The following is a 24084-nucleotide window of genomic DNA, read 5'->3' as shown; positions in this document are numbered from 1 at the left end:
TCAGGTCCCCTCCACCGTGAACACCCGTTCGCCCTCGGGCGTGGGCTCGTCGTCGCCCGCCCCCCGCAGAGCGAGGCGGAGCTTGACCGAGAAGCTCTCGCCGTAGGCGAGGCGCAGCGCGTCCTGTGTGGTCAGCGCGAAGGTCACCGGCACTCCCTGGGTTGAGGTGAACGTGCCGTCGAGGCCCTCCCGCTCCGTGTCTGTCGGGAGGCCGACCTCCAGCACCAGGGCGTTGGAGACCCACAGCTCGGAGCGCGGCCGCTCCTCCTGCTGGCTGCCGGCGACCGTGGCGATGATGTCGACGTGGTCACCGGGGCTGACCTTGCCTGCGACGCCCGTCTCGGCGTCGACGATGATCGCGACCTCGCGGTACCCCGGCTGCACGCCGGGGCGGGGTATGAGCATCCCGGCCTGGACCGTCGCGCCCTTGCGATAAGGGGCTGCGGCGACCAGGCCCGCCGTCGCCGCGACGTCGGACACCGTCCCGTCGGCGACCCATCGCTCGGGCACGTCGACCTCCTCAAGCATGTCGGGTTCGATCGGCTGGTACGCCTCGACGTCCCGCGCGAGCCTCACCACGCTCGTCATGGGGCCGACCTGCGAGCTGACGGAGCCGACATACGACATGACACCCAGGAACACCGCGATCGCACAGACTCCCGTCAGGGTCAGCAGCAGCACGCCTCGGCGCTTGCGAGGGTTCACGCGTGGGCTCCCGCCGGCTGCGTCGTGGAGGCTGACGGAAGCGGGATGTCGCAGAACAGACAGGCCGGCCTCGATCCCGGCCGGTCACAGGAGACGCACTGCGGCGCGCGCTCCTGGCGCAACTGGCCGCTGACCTCGTTCCATCGAACCTCGTCGAGGGTCGTCACCTCGACCCACCGCGAGGCCTTCCACCCGGCCTCGACGACGCCGACATCCACACGCCGGTCCGGCCAGCCGACCTCCAGGTCCCTGACGACCGGCTTCGCCGACCGGGCGACCACGACGAGCGGGGAGGTGGCGTCCAGCGCGCCCGACAGGGCCGTGACCGACCCCGCGGTCAGGTCCACGAGGAATCGCGTGCGCCAGAACGTCCCTGCCAGGTGCTGGCGCAACGTGGGGGACGGGTTGGCGAGCGCGGCGACATTGGAGAGGACGACCCGCGTGCGCAGCACCTCGGACACCGCGCGCGCCACCCCGGCCGACCTCGACAGCGCCACGTCGGCGGGCATGGAGCCCAGCATCAGCACCGTCGCGATCCACGCGGTGTAGGGCGTCGGCGTGTGGAGGATGCCGATCCGCTCGGCGCCGAGCGCGAGACGCACCGACCGAGCGACCCGACGAGACTTGGCGTCCCGGACCGCGAGCAGCACGTCATCGTGGACGGACCGCACGGCGTCCACGACGTCCCGGGGCTCGCACGGCACGGCCCGCACCGTCGGCGGCAGCGTCTCGGGCGCACCGATCGCGACGACGGTTCCGTCCACAGGTGCGCCTCCGTTGCTCGGTCCCATGAGTCACAGATGTTTCTCAGGTCAGATCGACGTTACTCTCAGGCGATTAGCAGGCTAGCAGGTCCTTAGTGAAGGAGGTCACATGCCGCGACCCTCCCGGCATCGCCTCGTGATCGACGGTCGGACGACCGCCATGGTCGAGATCGCCGACACGTGGGCGCGACGCGCCCGCGGGATGCTCGCGCGCCGCGCCCTGCCCGCGGCGCTCCTCCTGCGCCCCTGCGCCTCGGTCCACGGCGTCGGCATGCGCGTCCCGCTCGACGTCGCCTTCCTCACCCCCGAGGGAGCCGTGCTCGACGTCATCGTCCTGCGGCCCTGGTCCGCCCCGCGCGGACGGCGTGGCGCGGCCGCGGTGCTCGAGGCCCCCGCCGGCAGTTTCGCCCGGTGGGACCTGACCCGCGGGTCCGCGGTTCAGACCGCCCCGGACCGCGAGCCGAGCTGAGCGTCCGCAAGGAGCACCCGAGCGGCGCAGGGCGAGCGACGGCTGCACGCCCCCGTGGTCGCACGCTCCTCCCACCGCCGAAGCCTCCGCCCCGAGCGCGAGGCGCGCCCACGGGCCTGCTCCCAGGAGGCTAGGGGTGGTCGGGCGGCGCGGGCCAGGCTCACGGTCGCGCTTGCGGACCCCGGACGGCCGTTGAGGGACTGATCCGCCCGAGCGTCTCAGGCGGCGCGATCCGCCAGCGCCTCGGCGAAGGCCTCCAGTGCCTCCTTGACAGGCCCGGAGGGCAGCGGCGCCAGCTCGGCGGCCGCCTCACGCGCGTACCGCACCGCCAGGTCGCGCGTCTCGCGCAGCACGTCGTGGGCCCGCAGCCGCTCGACGACGTCGGCCAGCGCGGCGTCCGACTCCAGGTCCCCGTCCAGGTCCGCGACCAGCGCCACGTCCTGCGCCGCAGCCCCCGCGCGCGCGGCGCGTTGGCGCAGCAACAGCACCGGCATGGTGGCAATGCCCTCGCGCAGGTCGGTGCCGGGCGTCTTGCCCGACTCGGCGCCCGACGACGTCAGGTCGAGCACGTCGTCGGCGAGCTGGAACGCGACCCCGACCTTCTCTCCGTACGCGGCGACGATCTCGACCGCCTGCTGCGGCGCCCCGCCGAACATCGCCCCCAGCCGCGCGGAGGTCGCCAGCAGCGAGGCCGTCTTGTCGGCGAGAACCTGGAGGTAGTGCGCCACCGGGTCCTCGGCCGCGGACGGTCCGGTGGTCTCGTGAAGCTGGCCCAGGCACAGCCGCTCGAACGTCTCGGCCTGGATGCGCACCGCCTGCGGTCCGAGCCCCGCCACGCGCGCCGACGCCCGGGCGAACAGCAGGTCGCCGACGAGGATCGCGACCGAGTTGCCCCACACCGAGTGCACGCTGGGCGCGCCCCGTCGCAGCGGCGCCGAGTCCATGACGTCGTCGTGATACAGCGAGGCCAGGTGCGTGAGCTCGACGACGATGGCGGCGTCGACGAGCTCGCGGCGCGACCCGTCGCCGAGCTCGCCCGCCAGGAGGGTCAGAAAGGGACGCAGCCGCTTGCCCCCCGCGGCGACAAGGTGGTGCGAGACGTCGTCGGCGAGCCGGTCGGCGCTCGCGACGGCGTCGGCCAGCGCCTGCTCGACCAGGCCCATCCGCTCCGTCAGGCGCGCCGCGAGCGCGGAGTCGGACATCGGGATGACGGTGGCCACGTTCGCCCCCAGGGCGTCCGCGTCGTACGGCGCGGGCTCACGGGAGCGGGAGTCGGGCGCGACGCTGGGCTCGGGGGGCAGGCTCACGGCACGAACTTAGCCGCCCCAGCGGCAAGATCGAGAACCGAGGCGGGCAGCACGCCCAGCAGGACGACGCCGATCGCGCACAGCGCGACCACGACGGCCGCGGGACCCCACCCGGTCATGACCGTGACGACGGCGCGCGCCGCGGGGCGCGCGAGCGTCGCCGTCGCGCCCGCCGCACCACCCGTCCCACCTGCCTCACCTGCCCGCGCGCTGGTCGCGGCGCCCGAGTCGGCCTGCCTCGCGGCGCCATCGCCGAGCCCGGCGTCGGGCGCCGGCGTCAGCACCATGAGCACGATGACGCGCACGTAGAAGAACACCGAGACGGCCGAGGCGAGCACGCCGATGAGCGCGAGCGGCCACGCCCCGGCGTCGACCGCCGCGGAGAAGACCCCGAACTTCGCCACGAAGCCCGCCGTGAGCGGGATGCCCGCCATCGACAGCAGGAACACCGCGAAGGCCGCCGTGAGCCACGGGGCCTTGCGCCCCAGGCCCGCCCACTGCGCCAGGTGCGTCGCCTCACCGAGGATGACGGCGTCGTGCTCGTCGCCGCCGCCGGTCGTCAGGCGCTCGCGCACCAGCGTCACGACGGCGAACGCGCCGACCGTCGCCAGACCGTAGGCCAACAGGTAGAACAGCACGGCGCTGGCGGCGGCGGCGCCGAACCCGACGAGCGCGACCAGGATGAAGCCCGCGTGCGCGATCGAGGAGTAGGCCAGCAGTCGCTTGATGTCGGTCTGCACGACGCCGACGATGGTGCCGATCGCCATGGTCGCGATCGCCACCGACCACAGCAGCACCTGGACCTCGTGCCGGGTGGCGGCGTCGAATCCCTCGCCCAGGTAGAACAGCACACGCACGAGCGCGCCGACGGCGGCCGCCTTGGTGCACGCCGCCATGAACCCGGTGATCGGCGTGGGAGCGCCGGTGTACACGTCGGGCGTCCACGTGTGGAACGGCGCCGCGCCGATCTTGAACAGCAGGCCGCCCGCGACGAGCACGATGCCCGCGACCGCCAGGACGTGCAGGCCCTGCAGCGGGGAGTCGCCGCGGCCCGCGAGCGCGTCGGCGATGGCCGGCAGGTGCACCGAGCCCGCGAAGCCGTACAGCAGCGCGATGCCGAACACCGTCAGCGCCGAGGCGAACGCGCCGAGCAGGAAGTACTTGAACGCGGCCTCCTGGCTCAGCAGTCGGCGGCGGCGCGCGGTCGCGCACAGCACGTACAGCGGCAGGCTGAGCACCTCGAGCGCGATGAAGAGCACCACGAGGTCGTCGGTCGCGGCGAACAGCAGCATGCCGCCCGTGGAGAACAGCGCGAGCGGGTACACCTCGGTCTGCTGCAGGCCCGCGCGGCGCGCCTCCTCCTCGTACCGGCTGCCCGGCACGGCCGCGGCCGTGGGCGCGAAGGCGTCCTGCCCGCCGCTGCGATCGGCCATGACCAGCACGGCCAGGAACGCGAGCACCGCGACGATGCCCTGGATGGCCAGGCCGAACGGCGTCAGGTCGTAGCTGTCGCCGACGGCCAGGCGCGGACCGGCGTGCACGCTGTCCCACAGCAGCCCGACGGCGACGACGGCGCCCGCGAGCGCGCCCAGTGTCAGCGTCAGCTGGACGGCGCGCCGCGCCCGCGCGGGCACGAACGCCTCGACCAGCACGCCGACGACGCCCGCGCCGAGCACCACGAGCACCGGCGAGATGGCCGCCCAGTCGATGAGCGGAGGGATGAAGTCGTTCACGCCGCCACCTCCGTGTGGACGCTGAGGGGATCGCTCACGCCGACCTGCTCGACGGTCGTCGCCGCCGGGGGGTCGACGTAGCGCAGGCCGAGGCTGGGGATGAACCCCAACACCAGCAGGGCCGCGACGAACACGCCGGCGACGGTGCGCTCGCGCGCGTCGAGGTCGCGGACCGGCCCGTCGGCCGTGAGCGTGGCCGGGACCTGCCCGGTGAACATGCGCTGATAGGTCAGCAGCACGTAGACCGCGGCGAGCACCACGGCGGGCGCCGCGACCAGGGCCGCGGCGTGGTGGGCCGCGAACGCCCCCAGGAACACCAGGATCTCGGAGACGAACGTGGCCAGGCCCGGCAGCGCCGCCGCCGACAGGCCCGCGACGAGGAAGCTGCCGCCCAGGATGGGGGCGACCGTGCGCAGGCCGCCGTAGTCGGCGATGCGCTGGCTGCGCTGGGGGTGCCGCGCGATCGCGAAGCCCGCGATGAGGAACAGCGCGCCCGTCGAGATGCCGTGGTTGAGCATCATGAGGCTCGCCCCGGCCGTGCCGGTAGCGGTGAAGGTGAAGATGCCCAGGATGATGAACCCGAAGTGGGACACCGAGGTGTAGCCCACCAGCCGGAGCAGGTCGCTCTGCCCGATGGCGAGGATCGCGCCGTACAGGATCGAGACGACCGCGAGCGCCACGATCACGGGCGCCGCCCAGCGCGCGGCCTCGGGGAAGAGCGGCAGGCACAGCGTGAGCATCCCGAAGGTGCCCACCTTGTCGAGCACGCAGATCAGCAACGTCGACGTGCCCGGGGTCGCGTTCTCGCTGACGTCGGGCAGCCAGGTGTGCACGGGGACCATGGGCGCCTTGATGGCGAACGCGAGGAAGAACGCGCAGAACATCAGGCGCCCGGCGGTCGTGTCGAGGCCGCCCGCGGTGGCCGCGAGGTTCGCGGTCAGGAACGTCTCGGGTCCGCGCTCGGCCGCGGGCACCTGCAGGTACAGCGCGATGACCGCCACGAGCATGACCAGGCCGCCCGCGAGCGAGAACAGCAGGAACTTGACCGCGGCGTAGCGGCGCTGCGCGCCCTGCCCGAACCCGCCGATGAGGAAGTAGGCCGGGATCAGCATGGCCTCGAACAGCACGTAGAACAGGAAGACGTCGCGCGCCGCGAACACCGCGACCATGAACGCCTCGAGCACCAGCACCGTGGCGAGGTAGGAGCGCAGCCGTGGGTGGTCGCCGCCCTGCTCCCGCCACGCCGCGAGGATCACCAGCGGCACCAGTCCCACCGAGAGCGCGATCAGCAGCAGGCCGACGCCATCGACGCCGACGGCGTAGCTGGCCCCGATGCTCGGGATCCACGAGTGGGCCTCGACGAGCTGGTGCTCGGCGGCGCGTGCGGTGTCGAACGCGAGGAACGCGCCGACCAGCAGCGCCACCTCGACGAGCGAGCCGACGAGCGCGACCCAGCGCGCGGCCGGGGCGCCGAACGCGCCCGAGCCCGGACCGTAGGAGGCCACCCCGCCCGGGGCGGGGCGGCCCCGGCCACGGCCGGTGAGCGCGGTCGCGAGCGCGGCCACGAGCGGCCACGCGATGAGGACGGTCAGCCAGGGGAAGCTCATGTCTCGTGTCCTTCCTCAGCCGGCCAGGGCCCACACGACGCCGGCGACCACGAGCAGGCCTCCGAGCGACGTGGCCGCATAGGTCCGGACGTAGCCGTTCTGGAGCCGCCGCAGCCCGTCGCCCGATCTGCGCACGCCCGAGGCGAGCTGCAGGAACGCTGCGTCGACGGCGGTGCGGTCGGCGTACACGAGCGTGCGCGTGACCACCTGGCCGGGCAGCATGACGACGGTCTCGTTGAGCGGGTCTTGGTACAGGTCGCGGCGGGCCGCGCGCACCAGGACGTTCGACGTGGGCGCCTCGACGGGCACGGGCCCGATCGCGTACAGGCGGAACGCGAGCCACGCGCCCGCCAGCACGAGCAGCAGCGTCGCCGTCATGATGAGCCACACCGGCAGGACGGGCTCGCCGTGCTCGGCGTGCCCGGTCACCGGCTCCAGCCACGTGGTGAACCGGCCGCCGAGCTGCAGCAGGAACCCGAGGGCCACCGAGCCGAGCGCGAGCACGATCATGGGCCAGCGCATGAGCGCCGGGGACTCGTGCGGGTGCGTCTCCTGCCCGCCGTGGCGGGGCCAGCGCCGCCGGCCCGCGAACGTCATGAAGAACAGGCGCGACATGTAGAACGCCGTGATGCCCGCGCCGAGCAGCGCGACCAGGCCGAAGACCCATGGTCGCCAGCCTTCGCCGACGAACGCCGCCTCGATGATCTTGTCCTTGGACCAGAAGCCCGAGAACGGCGGGACGCCGAGGATCGCGAGCCAGCCCAGCCCCATCGTGATCGCCGTGACGGGCAGCACGCGAGACAGCCCACCGAACCGCCGCATGTCGACGCTGTCGTCCATGGCGTGCATGACGCTGCCCGCGCCGAGGAACAGCCCGGCCTTGAAGAAGCCGTGCGTGACCAGGTGGAAGATCGCGAACGCGTAGCCGATCGGCCCCAGGCCCGCCGCGAGCATCATGTAGCCGATCTGCGACATGGTCGAGGCCGCGAGCGCCTTTTTGATGTCGTCCTTCGCACAGCCGACGACGGCGCCGAACAGCAGCGTCACGGCGCCGACGATGACGATCACCAGCTGCGCGGTCGGCGCGGCCTCCAGCACCGGGGCGCTGCGCACCAGCAGGTACACCCCCGCGGTGACCATGGTGGCCGCGTGGATGAGCGCGGAGACCGGCGTCGGGCCCGCCATCGCGTCGCCCAGCCAGGCCTGCAGCGGGAACTGCGCCGACTTGCCGCACGCGGCCAGCAGCAGCATGAGCCCGATGGCGGTGGCGACGCCGGCGCCCAGGCCGTCCGCGGCGCCCAGCACGTCGTCGAAGCTCACCGACCCGACCTGCCAGACCATGATCATCATCGCGACGATGAGGCCCATGTCGCCCACGCGGTTCATCACGAAGGCCTTCTTGCCCGCCACCGCGTTCTCGACCTTGTGGTCCCAGAACCCGATGAGCAGGAACGAGGCCAGGCCCACGCCCTCCCAGCCGACGAACAACAGCAGGTAGGAGTCGGCGAGCACCAGCAGCAGCATCGCGGCGACGAACAGGTTGAGGTACCCGAAGAACCGGCGCCGCGAGCCGTCGTGCTCCATGTAGGCCACGGAGTAGACGTGGATGAGCGTGCCGACGAACGTCACGAGCAGCACGAAGGTCAGCGACAGCGGGTCGATCCGCAGCGCCGCGTCGACGTGCAGCGCCCCGGCGTCGATCCACGTGCCGAGCGAGGCGATGCCCACACGGTCGGTGGCCGGCTGGGCGAGCACGTCGAGCAGCAGCGCGAGCCCGGCGGCGAAGCTCGCCGTCGAGGTCAGCACGCCGAGCCAGTGCCCCCAGCGGTCGGTGCGCCGTCCGCCCAGCAGCAGGATCGCGGCGCCCAGCAGCGGGAACCCGACGAGCCACGGCGCGAGGCCGAGTGTGTCCATCCGAGGGCCCCCTAGCCGTTGAGAAGGTTGACGTCGTCGACCGAGGCCGAGCGGCGGGTCCGGAAGATCGTCACGATGATCGCCAGCCCGACGACGACCTCGGCGGCGGCCACGACCATGACGAAGAAGGCGAGCACCTGCCCCGTGAGGTCGCCGTGGATGCGGGCGAAGGTGACGAACGCGAGGTTGGTCGCGTTGAGCATGAGCTCGACGCCCATGAACACGACGATGGCGTTGCGGCGCAGCAGCACCGTGGTGGCCCCGATCGAGAACAGGATCACGGCGAGCACCAGGTAGTTGGTGACGGCCATCAGCTCCTCGCCTCCGCGTCGTCGGTGGGGGTGGGGGTGGACGGGGTGGTGGTTTCGACAGGCTCAACCGGAGAATCGACCGCCGCGGGCAGGCCGAGGCGGGCGCGCAGCGTCTCCTCGGCCGTGAGCACGTCGGCCGCCGTGCGCTGCTGGCCGCGGATGCGCAGCACGCGCGGCACGGAGTGCTCGAGCGGCTGCCCGTCGGGGCCGAGCGCCGGAGTGTCCATGGCGTTGTTCTGCGCGTAGACGCCCGGTGCGGGCAGCGGCGTCAGCGGCGCGCCCTGGGCCACCGCGGCCACCCGCTCTCGCATCCGGGTGTGCTGGGTGCGCCGCTCGCCGAGCCGGCGCCGGTGGGTGAGCACGAGCCCCGCGAGCGCCGCGGTCACCAGCAGCACGCCGATGACCTCCATGGCCAGGACGTAGTCGCCGAACAGGATCGCGGCCAGGCCCGTCGGGTTGGTCTGCGCGTTGGCCAGGTCGAGCCCGATCGCGGGCGGCAGGTCGGTGCGCCCGAGCACACCGAGCAGCACGACGAGCAGCCCGGCGCCGAACAGGACCCCGATCCACCGCTGGCCGCGGATGGTCTCGGTGAGCGAGTCCGCGGCGTCGACGCCCACGAGCATGAGCACGAACAGGAACAGCATCATGACCGCGCCGGTGTAGACGACCACCTGGACGACGCCCAGGAACGGCGCCTCGTTGGCCACGTACAGCACGGCCAGGGCGATCATCACGAAGACCACGCACACGGCCGCGTGCACGGCGCGCCGGGCGAACAGCAGTCCGAGCGCGGCCAGGACCATGAGCGGGGCGAGGATCCCGAACAGGGCCGCCTCACCTGCCGACGTCGTCATCGCACGCCTCCGTTCCTGGGCGCGGCGGCGCCGGGCACGAGCGCAGCCGCCTCGGGAGCCTCGCCTGCGCGGCGGTCGCCCGCGTGCCCGCCCTCGGCCGCGACCCGGGTGTAGTCGGCCTTGGTGGCCGACGGGCGCAGCGTGTGCTGCGTCGGCTGCGGCGGCGCGGCCCGGCCGTCGACGACGTCGGCCGCTTCCGCGAGCGTCGGGTCGTCGGGGCGGTGCTCACGCACCCACGCCACCTGCTCGGCCGTCGGGGCGGTGACCTTGCCCTGGTAGTAGTCGGTGTCGGTCGTGCCCTCGACCATCGGGTGCGGTCCGGCGAGCGCGCCCGCGGCGGGTGGGGCCAGCAGGTCCTGCTTCTCGTAGATCATCCCCGCACGCGTGGGACCGGTGAGCTCGTAGTCGTTGGACATCGTCAGCGCGCGGGTGGGGCACGCCTCGACGCACAGCCCGCAGAAGACGCACCGCAGGTAGTTGATCTGGTAGACGCGCCCGTAGCGCTCGCCGGGGCTGACCTGCCCGCCCCCGGTCTCGGCCACGACCTCGGCGTTGTCGGCGCCCTCGACGTAGATGGCGTCGGCCGGGCACGCCCACGCGCACAGCTCGCAGCCGATGCACTTCTCCAGCCCGTCGGCGTAGCGGTTGAGCTGGTGGCGGCCGTGGTAGCGGCGCGCGGGCGGGACCTTCTCGAACGGGTACTGCTCGGTCACGGTGGGCCGGAACATGGCCCCGAGCGTCACCCCGAACCCCGCGACGGGCGCGAACAGGCGCCCGACCGGACCCTTGGTGGGCCGCAGCGGCTGGTACTCGCTCATCGGGCGTCCTCCTCGGCGTCGGGCCCGCCGGAGGCGGGGGTCGCGTCGACCGTGACGGGGCGGCGGGCCGCGCGCGGCGACGGTGGCAGCGTCTGCCCGGGCAACGGCGGCACGGGGTAGCCGCCCGCGAACGCGTCGAACGGGGCTATGGGCGCGGGGGGCTGCTCGCGGCGCTCGGGCCAGAAGGTCAGCAGCGCCACCGCGATGACGCCGATGCCGACCAGCACCGCGACGAGCGTGCCGCGCGGCACCTGGCCGTCGAGCCGCACCCACTGCACGACCGACAGCAGCACGAGCCAGCCGAGCGCGACCGGGATGAGCACCTTCCAGCCGAACACCATGAACTGGTCGTAGCGCAGGCGCAGCAGCGTGCCGCGCACCCAGACGAACACGAACATGAGGATCCACACCTTGGCCAGGAACCACAGCAGCGGCCACCATCCGGTGTTGAGGGCGCCGTCCGCGATGAGCGACAACGGCGCCGGGGCGCGCCAGCCGCCGAGGAACAGCGTCGTGGCCACGGCGGAGACGTTGAGCATGTTGATGTACTCGGCCAGGAAGAACCAGGCGAACTTCATCGACGAGTACTCGGTCATGTACCCCGAGACGAGCTCACCCTCGGCCTCGGGCAGGTCGAACGGCAGGCGGTTGGTCTCGCCGATCATCGAGATGACGTAGACGATGAACGCCGGCAGCAGCGGGATGAGGAACCACTGGCTGGTCTGCTGCTCCACGATCGTCGACGTCGACATCGAGCCCGACAGGATGAACACGCTGACCAGCGACAGGCCCATCGCCAACTCGTAGCTGATGACCTGCGCCGTCGAGCGCACCGAGCCCAGCAGCGGGTACGTCGAGCCCGACGACCAGCCGCCCAGCACGATGCCGTAGACGCCCACCGACGCGCACGCCAGCACGTAGAGCACCGCCACGGGGAAGTCGGTCAGCTGCGCGGGCGTCGACCAGTCGGTGAACGGCAGGCGCACCTCGGGGCCGAACGGCACCACGGCGAAGACCAGCAGCGAGCAGAACACCGAGATCATCGGCGCCAGCAGGTAGATGACGCGATCGGCCGCGGTGACGCTGACGTCCTCCTTGAGCAGCAGCTTCATGGCGTCTGAGAGCGACTGGAGCAGGCCGAAGGGGCCGTGCACGTTGGGGCCGGGGCGCACCTGCATGCGGCCGACGACCTTGCGCTCGAACCAGATCGCGATGAGCACGCTGGTCAGCAGGAACACGAGGATCAGCACGGCCTTGACCAGGAACGTCCAGCCGTTGTCGCGCGAGAAGTCGGCGACGACTCCGGGGATCATGCGGCACCTCCGTCACCGCTCGGGGTGGTCTGCGCGGCCACAGGAGCGGGTGCGAGGCTCACGACGTCGCCGGGTGAGGCGCCGAGCGCGTCGTGCACGCGCGACCCCTTGCTGGCCAGCGGCAGCCACACGACGTGGTCGACCATCTCCGTGACGCGCACGGGCAGGGTGATCGCCCCGCGGCCGGTCGACACGGTGACCCGCTCGCCGTCGCGCACCCCGGCCGCGGCGGCCGTGGTCGCGCTCAGGCGGGCCACGGGCCGCTTGGCCGTGCCCGCCAGGTGCGGCTCGCCGTCCTGCAGCGCGCCGTCGTCGAGCAGCAGATGCCACGAGGCGAGCACCGCCGCGCCCGCGTCCACCGACGGCGCCTCGACGGCGACCGGCGCGGGGGCGGGCACGCGCTCTCCCGTCCAGGCGGGCAGCGCGCCCACCGCGCGGTGGGCCGCGCGCACGTCGTCGGCGCCCAGATTGACGCCGGCCTGCGCGGCCAGGGCGTGCAGCACCCGGTGGTCGGGCAGCGCCGCGGACTCGAGCGCCTGCCCGAACGGGCGCACCCGCCCCTCCCAGCTCACATACGATCCGGCGCGCTCGACAGGCGGGGCGACGGGAAGCACGACGTCGGCCAGCGCGGTCACCTCGCTGGCGCGGACCTCCAGGCTCACGACGAATCCCGCGCTCGCCAGCGCCGCACGCGCGGCGGCCGGGTCGGGCAGGTCGGCGAGCTCGACGCCGCCGACCAGCGCTCCGCCGAGCGTCCCGTCCGCGAGCGCCGCGATGACGCCGCTCAGGTCGCGGCCCGGCGCCGTCGGCAGCGCCGCCTCCGCGACGCCCCACGCGCGGGCGACCTCGGCCCGGGCCGCGGGGTCGGTGATCGGCCGGCCGCCGGGCAGCAGGCCGGGCAGCAGGCCCGCCTCGACGCCGCCGCGCTCGCCCACGCGCCGCGGCACCCAGGCCAGGCGCGCCCCGGTGGCCTCGGCGAGCCGCAGCGCGGCGCCGAGCGCGCCCGGCGACCCGGCCAGCCGCTCGCCCACCAGGACGACGGCGCCGGGCTCGGCCAGCGCGGCCGCGGCCGCGGTGATGGCCGCCGACTCGGCGGGGGCGAGGTCGGCGGGCAGCGCCACGCCGCTGGCCTGCGCCGCCACGGCGCCCAACCACTCGCCCTCCATGCCGGGCGCGGCGGGCAGCAGGTCGCCGTCCAGTCGCCGCAGGCCGAGTGTGGCGAAGGGCGCCAGGCCCAGCACGCGCAGCCCGTGCTTGCGCACGGCCTTGCGCAGCCGCAGGAACAGGTAGCCGCCCTCCTCCTCGGCCTCCAGGCCCGCGAGCAGCACGACAGGCGCCCTCTCCAGGTCGCCGAACGTGACGCCGACGCCCGTGCCGGCCACGGCGTGGGCGAGGAAGGCCGTCTCCTCGGCCGAGTGCGCCCGCGCGCGCTGGTCGACGTCGTCGGAGCCGAGCACGGTGCGCGCGTAGCGCGACCACGCGAACGCGTCCTCCACCGTCAGCCGGCCGCCGGGCAGCACCCCGACGCCGCCCGCGGCCCGTGCGCGCTCCAGCCCCTCGGCGGCGAGCTCAAGCGCCTCGACCCAGCTCGCGGGGCGCAGCTCGCCTCGCTCGACGCCCGCGGCGGTCGTGACCCGGTCGCGCACCAGCGGCGTGGTGATGCGGTCGGGCGCGGACTGCCACGCGAACGCGAAGCGGTCCTTGTCGGTGATCCACTCCTCGTTGACCGCGGGGTCGTCGCCCGCCAGGCGGCGCATCACCGTGCCGCGGCGGTGGTCGACGCGGATCGCGGCGCAGCTGGAGTCGTGCTCGGCGATGGCCGGCGTCGAGACCAGGTCGAACGGGCGGGCGCGGAACCGATAGGTCGCACTGGTCAGCGCGCCGACCGGGCAGATCTGGATGGTGTTGCCCGAGAAGTACGAGGCGAACGGGGTCCCGTCCTCCGTGGGCGCCGCGCCCCCGACGGGAGCGTCCCCGGTGGTCGAGCCCGCCGAAACCCCCCCGGTGGTTGAGCCTGTCGAAACCACCCCGTCGGGCGACGCCCCCGAGGCCGCGTAGCCCAGCACGTCGACGTCGAACGCCCCGATCTGCTGGCGCGCGCCGCGCTCCTGCAGCGCGATGAACGCGTCGCCCGCGATCTCGTCGCTGAAGCGCGTGCAGCGCTGGCACAGCACGCACCGCTCGCGGTCCAGGAGGATCTGCGTCGAGACGCCGATCGGCTTGGGGAACACCCGCTTGACGTCGACGAACCGCGTGTCGGGCGCGCCGTTGGTCATCGCCTGGTTCTGCAGCGGGCACTCGCCGCCCTTGTCGCACACGGGGCAGTCGAGCGGGTGGTTCATGAGCAGCAGCTCCATGACCCCGGCCTGCGCCTTGTCCGCGACCGGAGAGGTGTGCGCGGTGCGCACCACCATGCCCGCCGTGGCCTCGAGCGTGCACGACGCCTGCGGCTTGGGCATGGGCCGCACGTTGCCCTCACGGTCGGGCACGGCGACCTCGACCAGGCACTGCCGGCACGCGCCGACGGGCTCGAGCAGCGGGTGGTCGCAGAAGCGCGGGATCTGGACGCCGATCTGCTCGGCCGCCCGGATCACCAAGGTGCCCTTCGGCACGGTGACCTGGACGTCGTCGATCGTGACGGTCACGCCGTCGGGGATCGGCTCGGCGGGCGTCGCGCCGTCGGCCCTGGCGACGCCGCCACCCGCCGCCGTCTTGTCCGCAGTCGCGGTCATCAGTGACCTCCTGCGCCGGCGAGCACGCCGGGCTGGTTGCTCGGGGTCTTCGGGGTGTACTCGAACAGGGCCGAGGCGGCCGGGTCGAACGGGCAGCCATGGCCGTCGATATGCGCCTGGTACTCGTCGCGGAACAGCTCGATCGAGCTGGTCACGGGCGAGGTCGCGCCGTCGCCCAGCGCGCAGAACGCGCGGCCGAGGATGTTGTCGCACAGGTCGAGCAGCAGGTCGATGTCGCCGTCGGCGCCCCCGCCCGCCTCGATGCGCCGCAGCACCTGCTTCATCCAGTAGGTGCCCTCGCGGCACGGGGTGCACTTGCCGCACGACTCGTGCGCGTAGAAGTCGGTCCAGCGGCTCACCGCGCGCACCACGCAGGTCGTCTCGTCGAAGAGCTGCAGCGCGCGCGTGCCGAGCATCGACTTGGCGGCGCCCACCGACTCGTAGTCGAGCGGCACGTCGAGGTGGGCGCTGGTGAACATGGGCGTCGAGGAGCCGCCCGGGGTCCAGAACTTCAGCTCGTGCCCCGCCCGCACGCCGCCCGCCATGTCGAGCAGCTCGCGCAGCGTGACGCCCAGCGGCGCCTCGTACTGGCCCGGACGTGTGACGTGCCCCGACAGCGAGAACAGCCCGTGGCCCGTGGAGCGCCCGACGCCCATCGAGGCGAACCAGTCGGCGCCGAGGCGCACGATCGCCGGCACCGACGCGATCGACTCGACGTTGTTGACCACCGTGGGGCGCGCGTACAGGCCCTCGACGGCCGGGAACGGCGGCTTGAGGCGCGGCTGCCCACGCCGACCCTCGAGCGAGTCGAGCAGCGCCGTCTCCTCGCCGCAGATATAGGCGCCCGCGCCCGCGTGCACCGTGACGTCGAGGTCGAAGCCGCTGCCCAGGATGTCCTTGCCCAGGTATCCGGCGTCGTACGCCTCGCGCACCGCGGCCAGCAGCCGGCGGTAGACGTGCAGCACCTCGCCGCGCACGTAGATGAACGCGTGGTGGCAGTTGATCGCGACGCTCGTGATCGCCACACCCTCGACCAGGTGCTGGGGGCTGGCCATCATGAGCGGGATGTCCTTGCACGTGCCCGGCTCGGACTCGTCGGCGTTGACGACCAGATAGCGCGGCTTGCCGTCGTCGGGCGGCAGGAATCCCCACTTCATCCCCGTGGGGAATCCCGCGCCGCCGCGCCCGCGCAGGCCTGAGTCCTTGACCGTCTGGACCAGGTCGGCCGGGGTCATGGTCAGCGCCTTGCGCAGTGCGGCGTAGCCGTCGTGGGCGAGGTAGGTCTCTAGCGTCCAGGAGCGCTCGGCGTCCCAGGTGTCGGTCAGGACGGGGGTCAGGGTGGTCACTTCGGGTCCCCCTTGGTCTCGACAGGCTCGACCGCCGGGGTTTCGACGGGCTCAACCAGCGGGGGGTCAACCGGCGGGGGGTCGACAGGCGGGGGTGGGGGCGCGGTCCAGCCGCGCTCGCGCGCCAGGCGCAGGCCGGCGAGCGTCGGCTCGCCCGCGATCCCGCCCTCGTCCGCCCGCCCGTCGGGGAACCCGGCCAGCACGCGGCTCATCTGCTTGAACGTGCACACCTGCGCGGCGCCGCGCGTGGGCGCCACGGGCCTGCCCGCACGAAGGTCGTCGGCGACGGCCTTGGCCGACTCGGGCGTCTGGTTGTCGAAGAACTCCCAGTTGACCATCATGACCGGCGCGTAGTCGCACGCCGCGTTGCACTCGACGCGCTCGAGCGTGATGGCGCCGTCCTCGGTCGTCTCGTCGTGCCCCACGCCCAGGTGCTCGCTGAGCTCGTCGAAGATCGCGTCGCCGCCCATGACGGCGCACAGCGTGTTGGTGCACACGCCCACGGTGTAGGCGCCGTTGGGGTGGCGCTTGTACTGCGAGTAGAAGGTCGCCACCGCGCTGACCTCGGCGGGGGTCAGGCCCAGGCGCTCTGCGCAGAACCGGATGCCGTCGCTGCTGACGTACCCGTCGACCGACTGGACCAGATGCAGCAGCGGCAGCAGCCCCGAGCGCGGGTCGGGGTAGCGGGCGACGACGTCGTCGGCGTCGGCGCGCAGCGACGTCAGGGTCTGCTCGTCGTAGGTCATCGGTCGACACCTCCCAGCACGGGGTCCAGCGACGCGACGGACACGACGACGTCGGCCACCTGGCCGCCCTCGCACATGACCGACACGGCCTGGAGGTTGTTGAAGGACGGGTCGCGGAAGTGCGCCCGGTAGGGGCGCGTGCCGCCGTCGGACACCACGTGCACACCGAGCTCGCCGCGCGGATGCTCCACGGTCGCCCACGCCTGCCCGACCGGGACACGGAAGCCCTCGGTCACGAGTTTGAAGTGGTGGATCAGGGCCTCCATCGACGTGCCCATGATCTTCCGGATGTGCTCGAGCGAGTTGCCCTGCCCGTCGCCGCCGACGGCGAGCTGGGCGGGCCAGGCGATCTTCTTGTCGGCGACCATCGTCGGCGCGCCCACGGTCGCCTCCAGGCGCGCGAGCGCCTGCTCGACGATGGCGAGCGACTGGTAGCACTCCTCCAGGCGCAGCACGACACGGTCGTAGCAGTCGGCGTTGTCCGAGACGGGGACGTCGAAGTCGTAGGTCTCGTACCCGCTGTAGGGGAACGCCTTGCGCACGTCGTACGGCAGGCCCGCCGAGCGCAGCACAGGACCCGTGATGCCCAGGGCCATGCACCCGGCCAGGTCGAGCGAGCCTGTGCCGACCAGGCGCGCCTTGAAGATCGGGTTGGCGAGCATGAGGTCGCCGAGCTGGCCCAGGTACTTGCGCACCTCGGGCAGCGCTTTGCGCACCAGGTCCCCGATGTCCGCCGGCACGTCCTGCGCCACGCCTCCCGGGCGGATGTACGCGTGGTTCATGCGTAGGCCCGTGACCGCCTCGAAGACCCGCAGGATCTCCTCACGCGCGGTGAACGCGATGGTCATGACCGTCGTCGCGCCCATCTCGTTGCCCGCGGTGCCCAGGCACACCAGGTGCGAGCCGACGCGGTTGAGCTCCATCATCAGCACGCGGATGACGCTCGCGCGCTCGGGCACGTCGTCCGTGACGCCCAGCAGCCGCTCGACGCCCAGGCAGAACGCCGCCTCCTGGAACAGCGGCGCCAGGTAGTCCATCCGGGTGCAGAACGTGGTGCCCTGCGTCCAGGTGCGGAACTCCATGTTCTTCTCGATGCCGGTGTGCAGGTAGCCGACGCCCGCGCGGGCCTCGGTGACCGTCTCCCCGTCGATCTCGAGCATGAGGCGCAGCACGCCGTGGGTCGAGGGGTGCTGGGGCCCCATGTTGACGACGATGCGCTCCTCGCCCACGACCTCGCGAGCGATCTCGTCCCAGTCGCCGCCCGAGGCCTCGTACAGCGTCGCGCCCTCGGGCAGGTCCTCGTCGGCGGCGCGGGTGGCGTGGAAGGTCGTGCCGGTCACGAGTAGCTCCTGCGCGTGTCGGGCGGCGGCACCGTGGCGCCCTTGTACTCCACGGGGATGCCGCCGAGCGGATAGTCCTTACGCTGCGGGTGCCCGGGCCAGTCGTCGGGCATCTCGATGCGGGCCAGGCCGGGATGGCCGTCGAACACGACGCCGAAGAAGTCGAACGTCTCGCGCTCGTGCCAGTCGTTGGTCGGGTAGACCGACGTCGTCGACGGGATGTGCGGGTCGGCGTCGGGGCACGCGACCTCCAGGCGCAGCCGGCGCCCGTGCGTCACCGACGTCAGGTGGTAGACCGCGTGCAGCTCGCGCCCGGCGTCGTCGGGGTAGTGCACGCCGCTGACGCCCAGGCTCAGCTCGAACCGCAGGTCCTGGTCGTCGCGCAGCGCGCGCGCCACGGGCAGCAGGCGCTCGCGCGCGACCCACAGGGTCAGCTCGGCGTACGGGCCGGGGCGGTCGACGACGACGCGCTCGATCGCCTCGTCGAACGCGATGCCCTCGGCGGACAGCACCTCGGCGAGCACGTCGACCGCCTCGTCGAACCAGCCGCCGTACGGCCGCTCGGCCGCGCCCGGGAACCGGATGGGCGTCACCGTGCCGCCGTAGCCCGAGGTGTCGCCCGACCCGGCGCTGCCGAACAAGCCGTGGCGGGCGCCGACGACCTCGCCCTGCGGGCGACCGCCGGAGGTTGAGCCTGTCGAAACCGAGCCTGACGCAACCGAGCCTGTCGAAACCTCGTCGCTCACCGCAGCAGACCCTTCATCTCGAACGTCGGCGTGGCCTCCAGCGCCGCCGCCTCGGCGGCCTGCGCGGCCTCACGCCGGTTGACGCCCAGCGGGGTGTCCTGGATCTGCTGGTGCAGCGCGAGGATCGCGTTGATGAGCATCTCGGGCCGCGGCGGGCAGCCCGGCAGGTAGATGTCCACGGGCACGACGTGGTCGACGCCCTGGACGATCGCGTAGTTGTTGAACATGCCGCCCGACGAGGCGCACACGCCCATCGACAGCACCCACTTGGGCTCGCTCATCTGGTCGTAGACCTGACGCACCACGGGCGCCATCTTCTGGCTCACGCGCCCGGCCACGATCATCAGGTCGGCCTGGCGCGGCGACGCGCGGAACACCTCCATGCCGAACCGCGACAGGTCGAACCGCGAGGCGCCCGCCGCCATCATCTCGATGGCGCAGCACGCCAGGCCGAACGTCACCGGCCACAGCGAGGCCTTGCGCAGATACCCCGCGATGTCCTCGATCGTCGTCAGGAGAAAGCCCGACGGCGCCTCTTCCAGTCCCATGTGCCCGTCCCTCTCCGTCGCCCCCGTCAGACCCAGTCGAACCCGCCGCGCCGCCACTCGTACACGAAGGGCACGGTGATCAGCGCGAGGAAGACGAGCATGGCGACGAGCCCGAAGCCGGCCAGCCACGCGAAGCTCACGGCCCACGGGTAGAGGAAGACGACCTCGATGTCGAACACGATGAAGGTCATGGCCACGAGGTAGTACTTGATGGGCATGCGCCCTCCGCCGACCGCGTGCGGGGTGGGCATGATGCCGCACTCGTAGGCCTCGAGCTTGGCCCGGTTGTAGCGCTTGGGGCCGATCACCGCGGAGGCCGCCACGCCGCCGAGCGCGAGCACGGCGGCCACGCCCATGAGCACCAGTACCGGAACATATGGGTTGGTCATCCCTGCTCCTGCCTCATCGCTTCGATCACTTCCTTGAGATCGTGCTCGTGCCCGTCGCCGGGCCTAGGCCGCCGGAACCACGCGGGTCAGCGCGGAGATGAGCCGGTCGACCCAGTCCCCTCCACGCGGCTCGTAACAGTCCGACAGCAGCTTGACGACGAACTGCATGACGACCGGGACCGGCAACGCGTACCGGGTCCCGAACCGCATGATCGCCGGGTGCTCGATGAGCCGGACGAACGCCCGGCCCAACGTGTAGTAGCCGCCGAGGTCCGCTCGCATGCGCTCGGCGTACCCCCCGAGCACCGCCTCGCGGGCCGCGTCGCTGGTGCGGGTGCGGGCCTGGGCGATCGCGTCGGCCGCGACTCGGCCCGCCTGGAGCGCGTAGGCGATGCCCTCCCCGTTGAACGGGCTGACCATTCCGGCGGCGTCGCCGACCAGGATCGTCCCGTCGCGGTACATCGGCGCACGGTTGAAGCCCATGGGCAGCGCGGCGCCGCGGATCGGGCCGAGCTGGCTCTCGGGGCTCAGGCCCCAGGCCTCGGGCGCGCCCTCGACCCACCGCTGCAGCAGCGCCCGGTAGTCGTGCCCGACGGCGGACTGGCGCTGCGGGGTCGAGCTCACCGAGCCCAGCCCCACGTTCACCGTGCCGTCGCCGAGCGCGAAGATCCAGCCGTAGCCGGGCAGCAGGTCGCTCTTGCCGGGCTGCCCCGACCACAGCTCAAGGTGCGACTCCATCCAGGAGTCCGCATGCCGCGCCGTCGGACCGCTCGGGCCGTCGGTGCGGAAGTAGGTGCGGTAGGCCGTGCCGAGCGGGCGGTCGTCGCGGCGCGCGATGCCCAGCGACGTCGCGAACCGGGAGGAGACGCCGTCGGCCGCGACGACGACGGGGGCGCGGTAGACGACCTCGCGCCGGTCGGCGGCCTGGGCGCGCACGCCCACGACGCGGCCGGTGCGCTCGTCGGTGAGCGGGCCGGTGACCTTGGTGCGCTCCAGCAGCTTGGCCCCGCTGCGCTGGGCGTGCTGCGCGAGCAGGTGGTCGAACGTCATGCGTGAGCGGGCCATGCCGTAGCCGGGGAAGGCCGCGACCTCGGGCCAGGGCAGCTCCCACGAGCGCCGCCCGGCGAAGACGCGCAGGCCCTCGTTGCGGATCCAGCCGTCGGCGGGGTCGATGTCGACGCCCATGCGCACCAGTTCGGCGACCGCGCGCGGCGTCAGCCCGTCGCCGCAGATCTTGTCCCGCGGAAAGGCGGCCTTCTCCAGGAGCAGCACGTCGAGGCCGGCGCAGGCGCACCAGTGGGCCGTCGAGGACCCGGCGGGCCCGGCGCCGACCACGATCACGTCAGCGTCGTCGTTCGCTCCTGCGCGCACCGCTCCACCTCCTGACCGCATCATCGCCTGTGGGGCCCCGCCCGACGCGCCGGTGGCACGCCGACACGTGTTTGTGAACGGGGTCACAACCTTTCGGCCACCATAGTCATTCGACGCCCACATGGATAGCGGACACCGCCACGCCGGGACCGCACCCGTAGTGGCCTGGGAGAATCCTCGCCCGCGCGCCGTGCTGGATCGTACATTCCGGGCACGCCACAGGGCCCGAGATCGGGGGTCGAAGGTCCTGAACTGTCGCCGCGCGCTCGACGCCCGCCGCGCGCTGAGCGTCGCGGGACGGGCTCAGGCGGGTCGGCTCGCCCGGTGCAGCGCCACGATCCCGCCCGTGAGGTTGCGGTAGGCGACGCGCTCCCAGCCGGCGTCGAGCATGAGCCGCCCCAGACCCGCCTGATCGGGCCAGGAGCGGATCGACTCGGCGAGGTAGTCGTAGGACCCCTTGTCGCGCGTCACTGCGCCCGCGACCACCGGCAGCGCGCGCATCAGGTACTCCAGGTACACGGTCCGGAACGGACCCCAGGTCGGTGTGGAGAACTCGCACACCACCAGCCGCCCGCCGGGGCGCACGACGCGCAGCATCTCGCGCAGCGCGCCCGCGGTGTCGACCACGTTGCGCAGGCCGAAGCTGATGGTCACGGCGTCGAAGGCGCCGTCGGCGAAGGGCAGGGCCGTCGCGTCGCCCGCGACGAACGGCAGGTCCGGGCGGCGGCGCTTGCCGACCGTGAGCATGCCGAGCGAGATGTCGGAGGGCACCACCCAGGCGCCGTCGAGCTCGAACGGCTCACTCGACGTGCCGGTGCCGGCGGCGAGGTCGAGCACCTTCTCCCCCGGCAGCGCGGCCACGGCGGCGCGCACCAGGCGACGCCAGCGGCGGTCCTGCCCGAGGGAGACGAGGTCGTTGACGAGGTCGTAGCGCTCGGCGATCCCGTCGAACATCGACGCGACCTCACGGGGGTGCTTCTCGAGACTGGCGCGCGGCATGGCGCCCATCGTCGCACGCGGGCGTGGGCCGGGAGCGCTTCCGCGCGGGGCTACCCTGGACGGCGATGTCAGCAACCGCACTCCCCCAGCCTGCGGGCCACCCCGCGGGTCGGCCGGACGCCACCGCGCCGGGCCTCGACGCCCGACCGCTGGTGGTCAGGACCGCCGCCCTCGACCTGCCCGACGACGGCCTGGCGACGCTGATGGGCCTGTTGCCCGACGCGCGCCCGCTGGCGTGGGTGCGCCGCGGCGACGGCATCGTCGGGTGGGGCGAGGCGCTGCGCGTCACGGTGCGTGGGCGACGCCGGTTCGCGGACGCCGCGGCCGCCTGGCAGTCGGCGCTCGAACGCGCGGTCGTGCGCGACGACGTGCGCCTGCCCGGCACGGGACCGGTCGCGTTCGGCTCCTTCGCCTTCGACGACGCGTCACAGGACGGCGGCGTTCTCGTGGCGCCGCGCGTCGTCGTCGGGCGCCGGGGCGGCCAGGCGTGGATCACCACGATCTCCCAGGGCCTCGACGCCGCCCCGACGACGGCGCTGCTCGACCCGTCGGCCCGCACGCCGATCACCTCGCCCGGCGCGGTCGTCGAGGCCGACGGCGCGATCGCCGCCGCCGACTGGCCCGGCATCGTCGCCGACGCCGTGGGGCGCATCCAGGCGGGCGACCTCGACAAGGTGGTGCTCGCGCGCGACGTCGTCGCGACCACGCAGGCGCCGCTCGACCCGCGCTGGGTGCTGCGCCGGCTCGCGATCGCCTACGAGGCGACGTGGACGTTCTCGGTCGCCGGCATGCTCGGCGCCACCCCCGAACTGCTGGTGCGCTCCGAGAAGGGCCTGGTCGCCTCGCGCGTGCTGGCCGGGACGATCCGCCGCGAGCGCGGCATGACCGAGGACGACGCGCTGCTGCGCGCGGCGCAGCTGGCGCGCTCGTCGAAGGACCTTGAGGAGCACGAGCACGCCGTCGTCTCGGTGGCGCGCGCGCTCGAGCCGTTCTGCACCTCGATGAACGTGCCGGAGCAGCCGTTCGTGCTGCACCTGCCCAACGTCATGCACCTGGCGAGCGACGTCACGGGCGTGCTGGACCGCGCGGGCGGCGCGGACGGCCGGACGCCGTCGTCGCTGGCCCTCGCCGCCGCGCTGCACCCGTCCGCGGCGGTGTGCGGCACGCCGACCACGCGGGCGCGCGACCTCATCCGCGAGATCGAGGGCATGGACCGCGGGCGCTACGCGGGCCCGGTGGGCTGGATGGGCGCCGACGGCGACGGCGAGTGGGGCATCGCGCTGCGCTCGGCGCGGCTGGACGACGCCGACCCGCGCCGCGTGCGCCTGTTCGCGGGCTGCGGCGTCGTGGCGGCCTCCGACCCGGCGTCCGAGCTGGCCGAGTCCGAGGCCAAGCTGGTGCCGATGCGCTGGGCGCTCGGCGAGCGCCGCTGACCTAGCGCACCGCGCCCGGGTCGGCCGCGACCGCTTTGAGCAGGGCGCGCAGCGCCTGCGAACGCGCCTCGGTGGCCGTCATTCCCGCGGGCGCGTGGCTCGCCGAGAACAGCACGGCCCACAGCATCGACTCGCACCACTGCGGCGAGAGCGCGGCATCGAGGCTCCCGTCGGCGATGCCGCGCGCGGCGGCGTCGATCACCGCCGGATCGGGGTCCTCGGACACGTACTCGTCGAACCCGCCGTCAGGCAGCGGGCCGGCCATGAGCGCCGGTCCCATGAGCCATGACAGCACGTCGAGGCGGTCGAGGAGTTCGAGCGTCAGCCGCCGCAGGGCCTCAAGGCCGGTGCCCTCGGCCAGTCGCGCGTGGGTGATCGCGGCGTCGTGCGCGGCGTCGACGAACTCGGTGATGGCGGCGCTCAGCGCCTGCTTGTCGGCGAAGTAGCGGTGCAGCGTCGAGCGCGCGACGCCCGCGCGCTCGGCCACCTCGCCGAGGGGCGCCGCCGGGTTCCGGCTGAGCACGTCCAGTCCGGCGCGCACTAGCGCGGCACGCGTGCGCTGTTGCGTCGGCGACAGGTCACTCTCACTCATGGGCGCACAGTCTAGCGGTATTCCTGACGCGTTTCGATTCTTCGCTT

At 73.2% G+C, this 24084-nt stretch carries 22 protein-coding genes; 2 read left to right on the top strand and 20 right to left on the bottom strand.

Annotated elements, in window-relative coordinates; translation table 11 throughout:
- Positions 1-705, bottom strand: a complete 705-nt coding sequence (gene cpaB, locus EV386_RS17140) for a Flp pilus assembly protein CpaB (protein ID WP_165399986.1) — start codon at positions 703-705, stop codon at positions 1-3.
- Positions 702-1469, bottom strand: coding sequence for a hypothetical protein (locus EV386_RS17135; RefSeq protein WP_130416489.1), 768 nt, complete (start codon positions 1467-1469; stop codon positions 702-704). The genes cpaB and EV386_RS17135 overlap by 4 nt, the downstream gene beginning before the upstream one ends.
- A gap of 109 nt (positions 1470-1578) precedes the next feature.
- On the opposite strand from EV386_RS17135, the gene EV386_RS17130 reads away from it, so the two are divergent.
- Complete coding sequence (locus EV386_RS17130; RefSeq protein WP_207216564.1) at positions 1579-1938, top strand: DUF192 domain-containing protein; 360 nt, start codon at positions 1579-1581, stop codon at positions 1936-1938.
- Between the two features lie 218 nt (positions 1939-2156).
- Here the strand turns inward: EV386_RS17130 and EV386_RS17125 are convergent, their stop codons facing one another.
- From EV386_RS17125 to EV386_RS17045, 17 genes are all read right to left on the bottom strand, one after another.
- A complete protein-coding gene (locus tag EV386_RS17125) occupies positions 2157-3140 on the bottom strand; it encodes a polyprenyl synthetase family protein (RefSeq protein ID WP_130417017.1) in 984 nt (327 codons plus the stop codon).
- Between the two features lie 101 nt (positions 3141-3241).
- A complete protein-coding gene (gene nuoN, locus EV386_RS17120) occupies positions 3242-4978 on the bottom strand; it encodes an NADH-quinone oxidoreductase subunit NuoN (protein ID WP_130416488.1) in 1737 nt (578 codons plus the stop codon).
- On the bottom strand, positions 4975-6585 hold the full coding sequence (locus EV386_RS17115; RefSeq protein WP_130416487.1) for an NADH-quinone oxidoreductase subunit M: 1611 nt from the start codon (positions 6583-6585) through the stop codon (positions 4975-4977). The genes nuoN and EV386_RS17115 overlap by 4 nt, the downstream gene beginning before the upstream one ends.
- 15 nt (positions 6586-6600) lie before the next feature.
- The gene (gene nuoL, locus EV386_RS17110; RefSeq protein ID WP_130416486.1) at positions 6601-8499 is read right to left on the bottom strand and encodes an NADH-quinone oxidoreductase subunit L; all 1899 of its coding nucleotides are present in this window, start codon (positions 8497-8499) and stop codon (positions 6601-6603) included.
- Positions 8500-8510: 11 nt separating this feature from the next.
- Positions 8511-8810 (bottom strand): NADH-quinone oxidoreductase subunit NuoK, encoded by a 300-nt coding sequence (gene nuoK, locus EV386_RS17105; protein ID WP_130416485.1) that lies wholly within the window; start codon positions 8808-8810, stop codon positions 8511-8513.
- Entirely contained in the window at positions 8810-9664 is an 855-nt protein-coding gene (locus tag EV386_RS17100) for an NADH-quinone oxidoreductase subunit J (protein ID WP_130416484.1), read from the bottom strand. The genes nuoK and EV386_RS17100 overlap by 1 nt, the downstream gene beginning before the upstream one ends.
- Entirely contained in the window at positions 9661-10482 is an 822-nt protein-coding gene (gene nuoI / locus EV386_RS17095) for an NADH-quinone oxidoreductase subunit NuoI (protein ID WP_130416483.1), read from the bottom strand. The genes EV386_RS17100 and nuoI overlap by 4 nt, the downstream gene beginning before the upstream one ends.
- Complete coding sequence (gene nuoH, locus EV386_RS17090; RefSeq protein ID WP_130416482.1) at positions 10479-11795, bottom strand: NADH-quinone oxidoreductase subunit NuoH; 1317 nt, start codon at positions 11793-11795, stop codon at positions 10479-10481. The genes nuoI and nuoH overlap by 4 nt, the downstream gene beginning before the upstream one ends.
- Positions 11792-14527, bottom strand: a complete 2736-nt coding sequence (locus EV386_RS17085) for an NADH-quinone oxidoreductase subunit G (RefSeq protein WP_130416481.1) — start codon at positions 14525-14527, stop codon at positions 11792-11794. Before EV386_RS17085 ends, nuoH begins: the two co-directional genes overlap by 4 nt.
- The gene (gene nuoF, locus EV386_RS17080) at positions 14527-15873 is read right to left on the bottom strand and encodes an NADH-quinone oxidoreductase subunit NuoF (RefSeq protein ID WP_130416480.1); all 1347 of its coding nucleotides are present in this window, start codon (positions 15871-15873) and stop codon (positions 14527-14529) included. The genes EV386_RS17085 and nuoF overlap by 1 nt, the downstream gene beginning before the upstream one ends.
- Positions 15870-16619, bottom strand: a complete 750-nt coding sequence (nuoE, locus tag EV386_RS17075; protein WP_130416479.1) for an NADH-quinone oxidoreductase subunit NuoE — start codon at positions 16617-16619, stop codon at positions 15870-15872. The genes nuoF and nuoE overlap by 4 nt, the downstream gene beginning before the upstream one ends.
- On the bottom strand, positions 16616-17959 hold the full coding sequence (locus EV386_RS17070) for an NADH-quinone oxidoreductase subunit D (protein WP_423218985.1): 1344 nt from the start codon (positions 17957-17959) through the stop codon (positions 16616-16618). The genes nuoE and EV386_RS17070 overlap by 4 nt, the downstream gene beginning before the upstream one ends.
- A complete protein-coding gene (locus EV386_RS17065) occupies positions 17956-18705 on the bottom strand; it encodes an NADH-quinone oxidoreductase subunit C (RefSeq protein WP_130416478.1) in 750 nt (249 codons plus the stop codon). Before EV386_RS17065 ends, EV386_RS17070 begins: the two co-directional genes overlap by 4 nt.
- Positions 18702-19253, bottom strand: coding sequence for a NuoB/complex I 20 kDa subunit family protein (locus tag EV386_RS17060; protein ID WP_130416477.1), 552 nt, complete (start codon positions 19251-19253; stop codon positions 18702-18704). The genes EV386_RS17065 and EV386_RS17060 overlap by 4 nt, the downstream gene beginning before the upstream one ends.
- Before the next feature lie 26 nt (positions 19254-19279).
- Positions 19280-19642: an NADH-quinone oxidoreductase subunit A gene (locus EV386_RS17055; protein WP_130416476.1), complete on the bottom strand. Its 363-nt coding sequence runs from the start codon at positions 19640-19642 to the stop codon at positions 19280-19282.
- A gap of 63 nt (positions 19643-19705) precedes the next feature.
- Positions 19706-21013 carry a geranylgeranyl reductase family protein gene (locus EV386_RS17050; RefSeq protein ID WP_278025458.1) on the bottom strand — a complete coding sequence of 436 codons (1308 nt, stop codon included), beginning with the start codon at positions 21011-21013 and terminating at the stop codon, positions 19706-19708.
- Positions 21014-21316: 303 nt separating this feature from the next.
- The gene (locus tag EV386_RS17045; protein WP_130416474.1) at positions 21317-22012 is read right to left on the bottom strand and encodes a demethylmenaquinone methyltransferase; all 696 of its coding nucleotides are present in this window, start codon (positions 22010-22012) and stop codon (positions 21317-21319) included.
- Positions 22013-22077: 65 nt separating this feature from the next.
- Here EV386_RS17045 and EV386_RS17040 point away from each other — a divergent pair, with 65 nt between their 5' ends.
- Complete coding sequence (locus tag EV386_RS17040; protein ID WP_130416473.1) at positions 22078-23445, top strand: isochorismate synthase; 1368 nt, start codon at positions 22078-22080, stop codon at positions 23443-23445.
- A gap of 1 nt (position 23446) precedes the next feature.
- Here the strand turns inward: EV386_RS17040 and EV386_RS17035 are convergent, their stop codons facing one another.
- On the bottom strand, positions 23447-24037 hold the full coding sequence (locus EV386_RS17035; RefSeq protein WP_130416472.1) for a TetR/AcrR family transcriptional regulator: 591 nt from the start codon (positions 24035-24037) through the stop codon (positions 23447-23449).
- Positions 24038-24084: the final 47 nt, after the last annotated feature.

The organism is Xylanimonas ulmi (assembly GCF_004216535.1).
GTDB lineage: Bacteria > Actinomycetota > Actinomycetes > Actinomycetales > Cellulomonadaceae > Xylanimonas > Xylanimonas ulmi.
The sequence above is the reverse complement of the archived record's forward strand: the minus strand, read 5'-3'. Positions and strand labels throughout refer to the sequence as shown.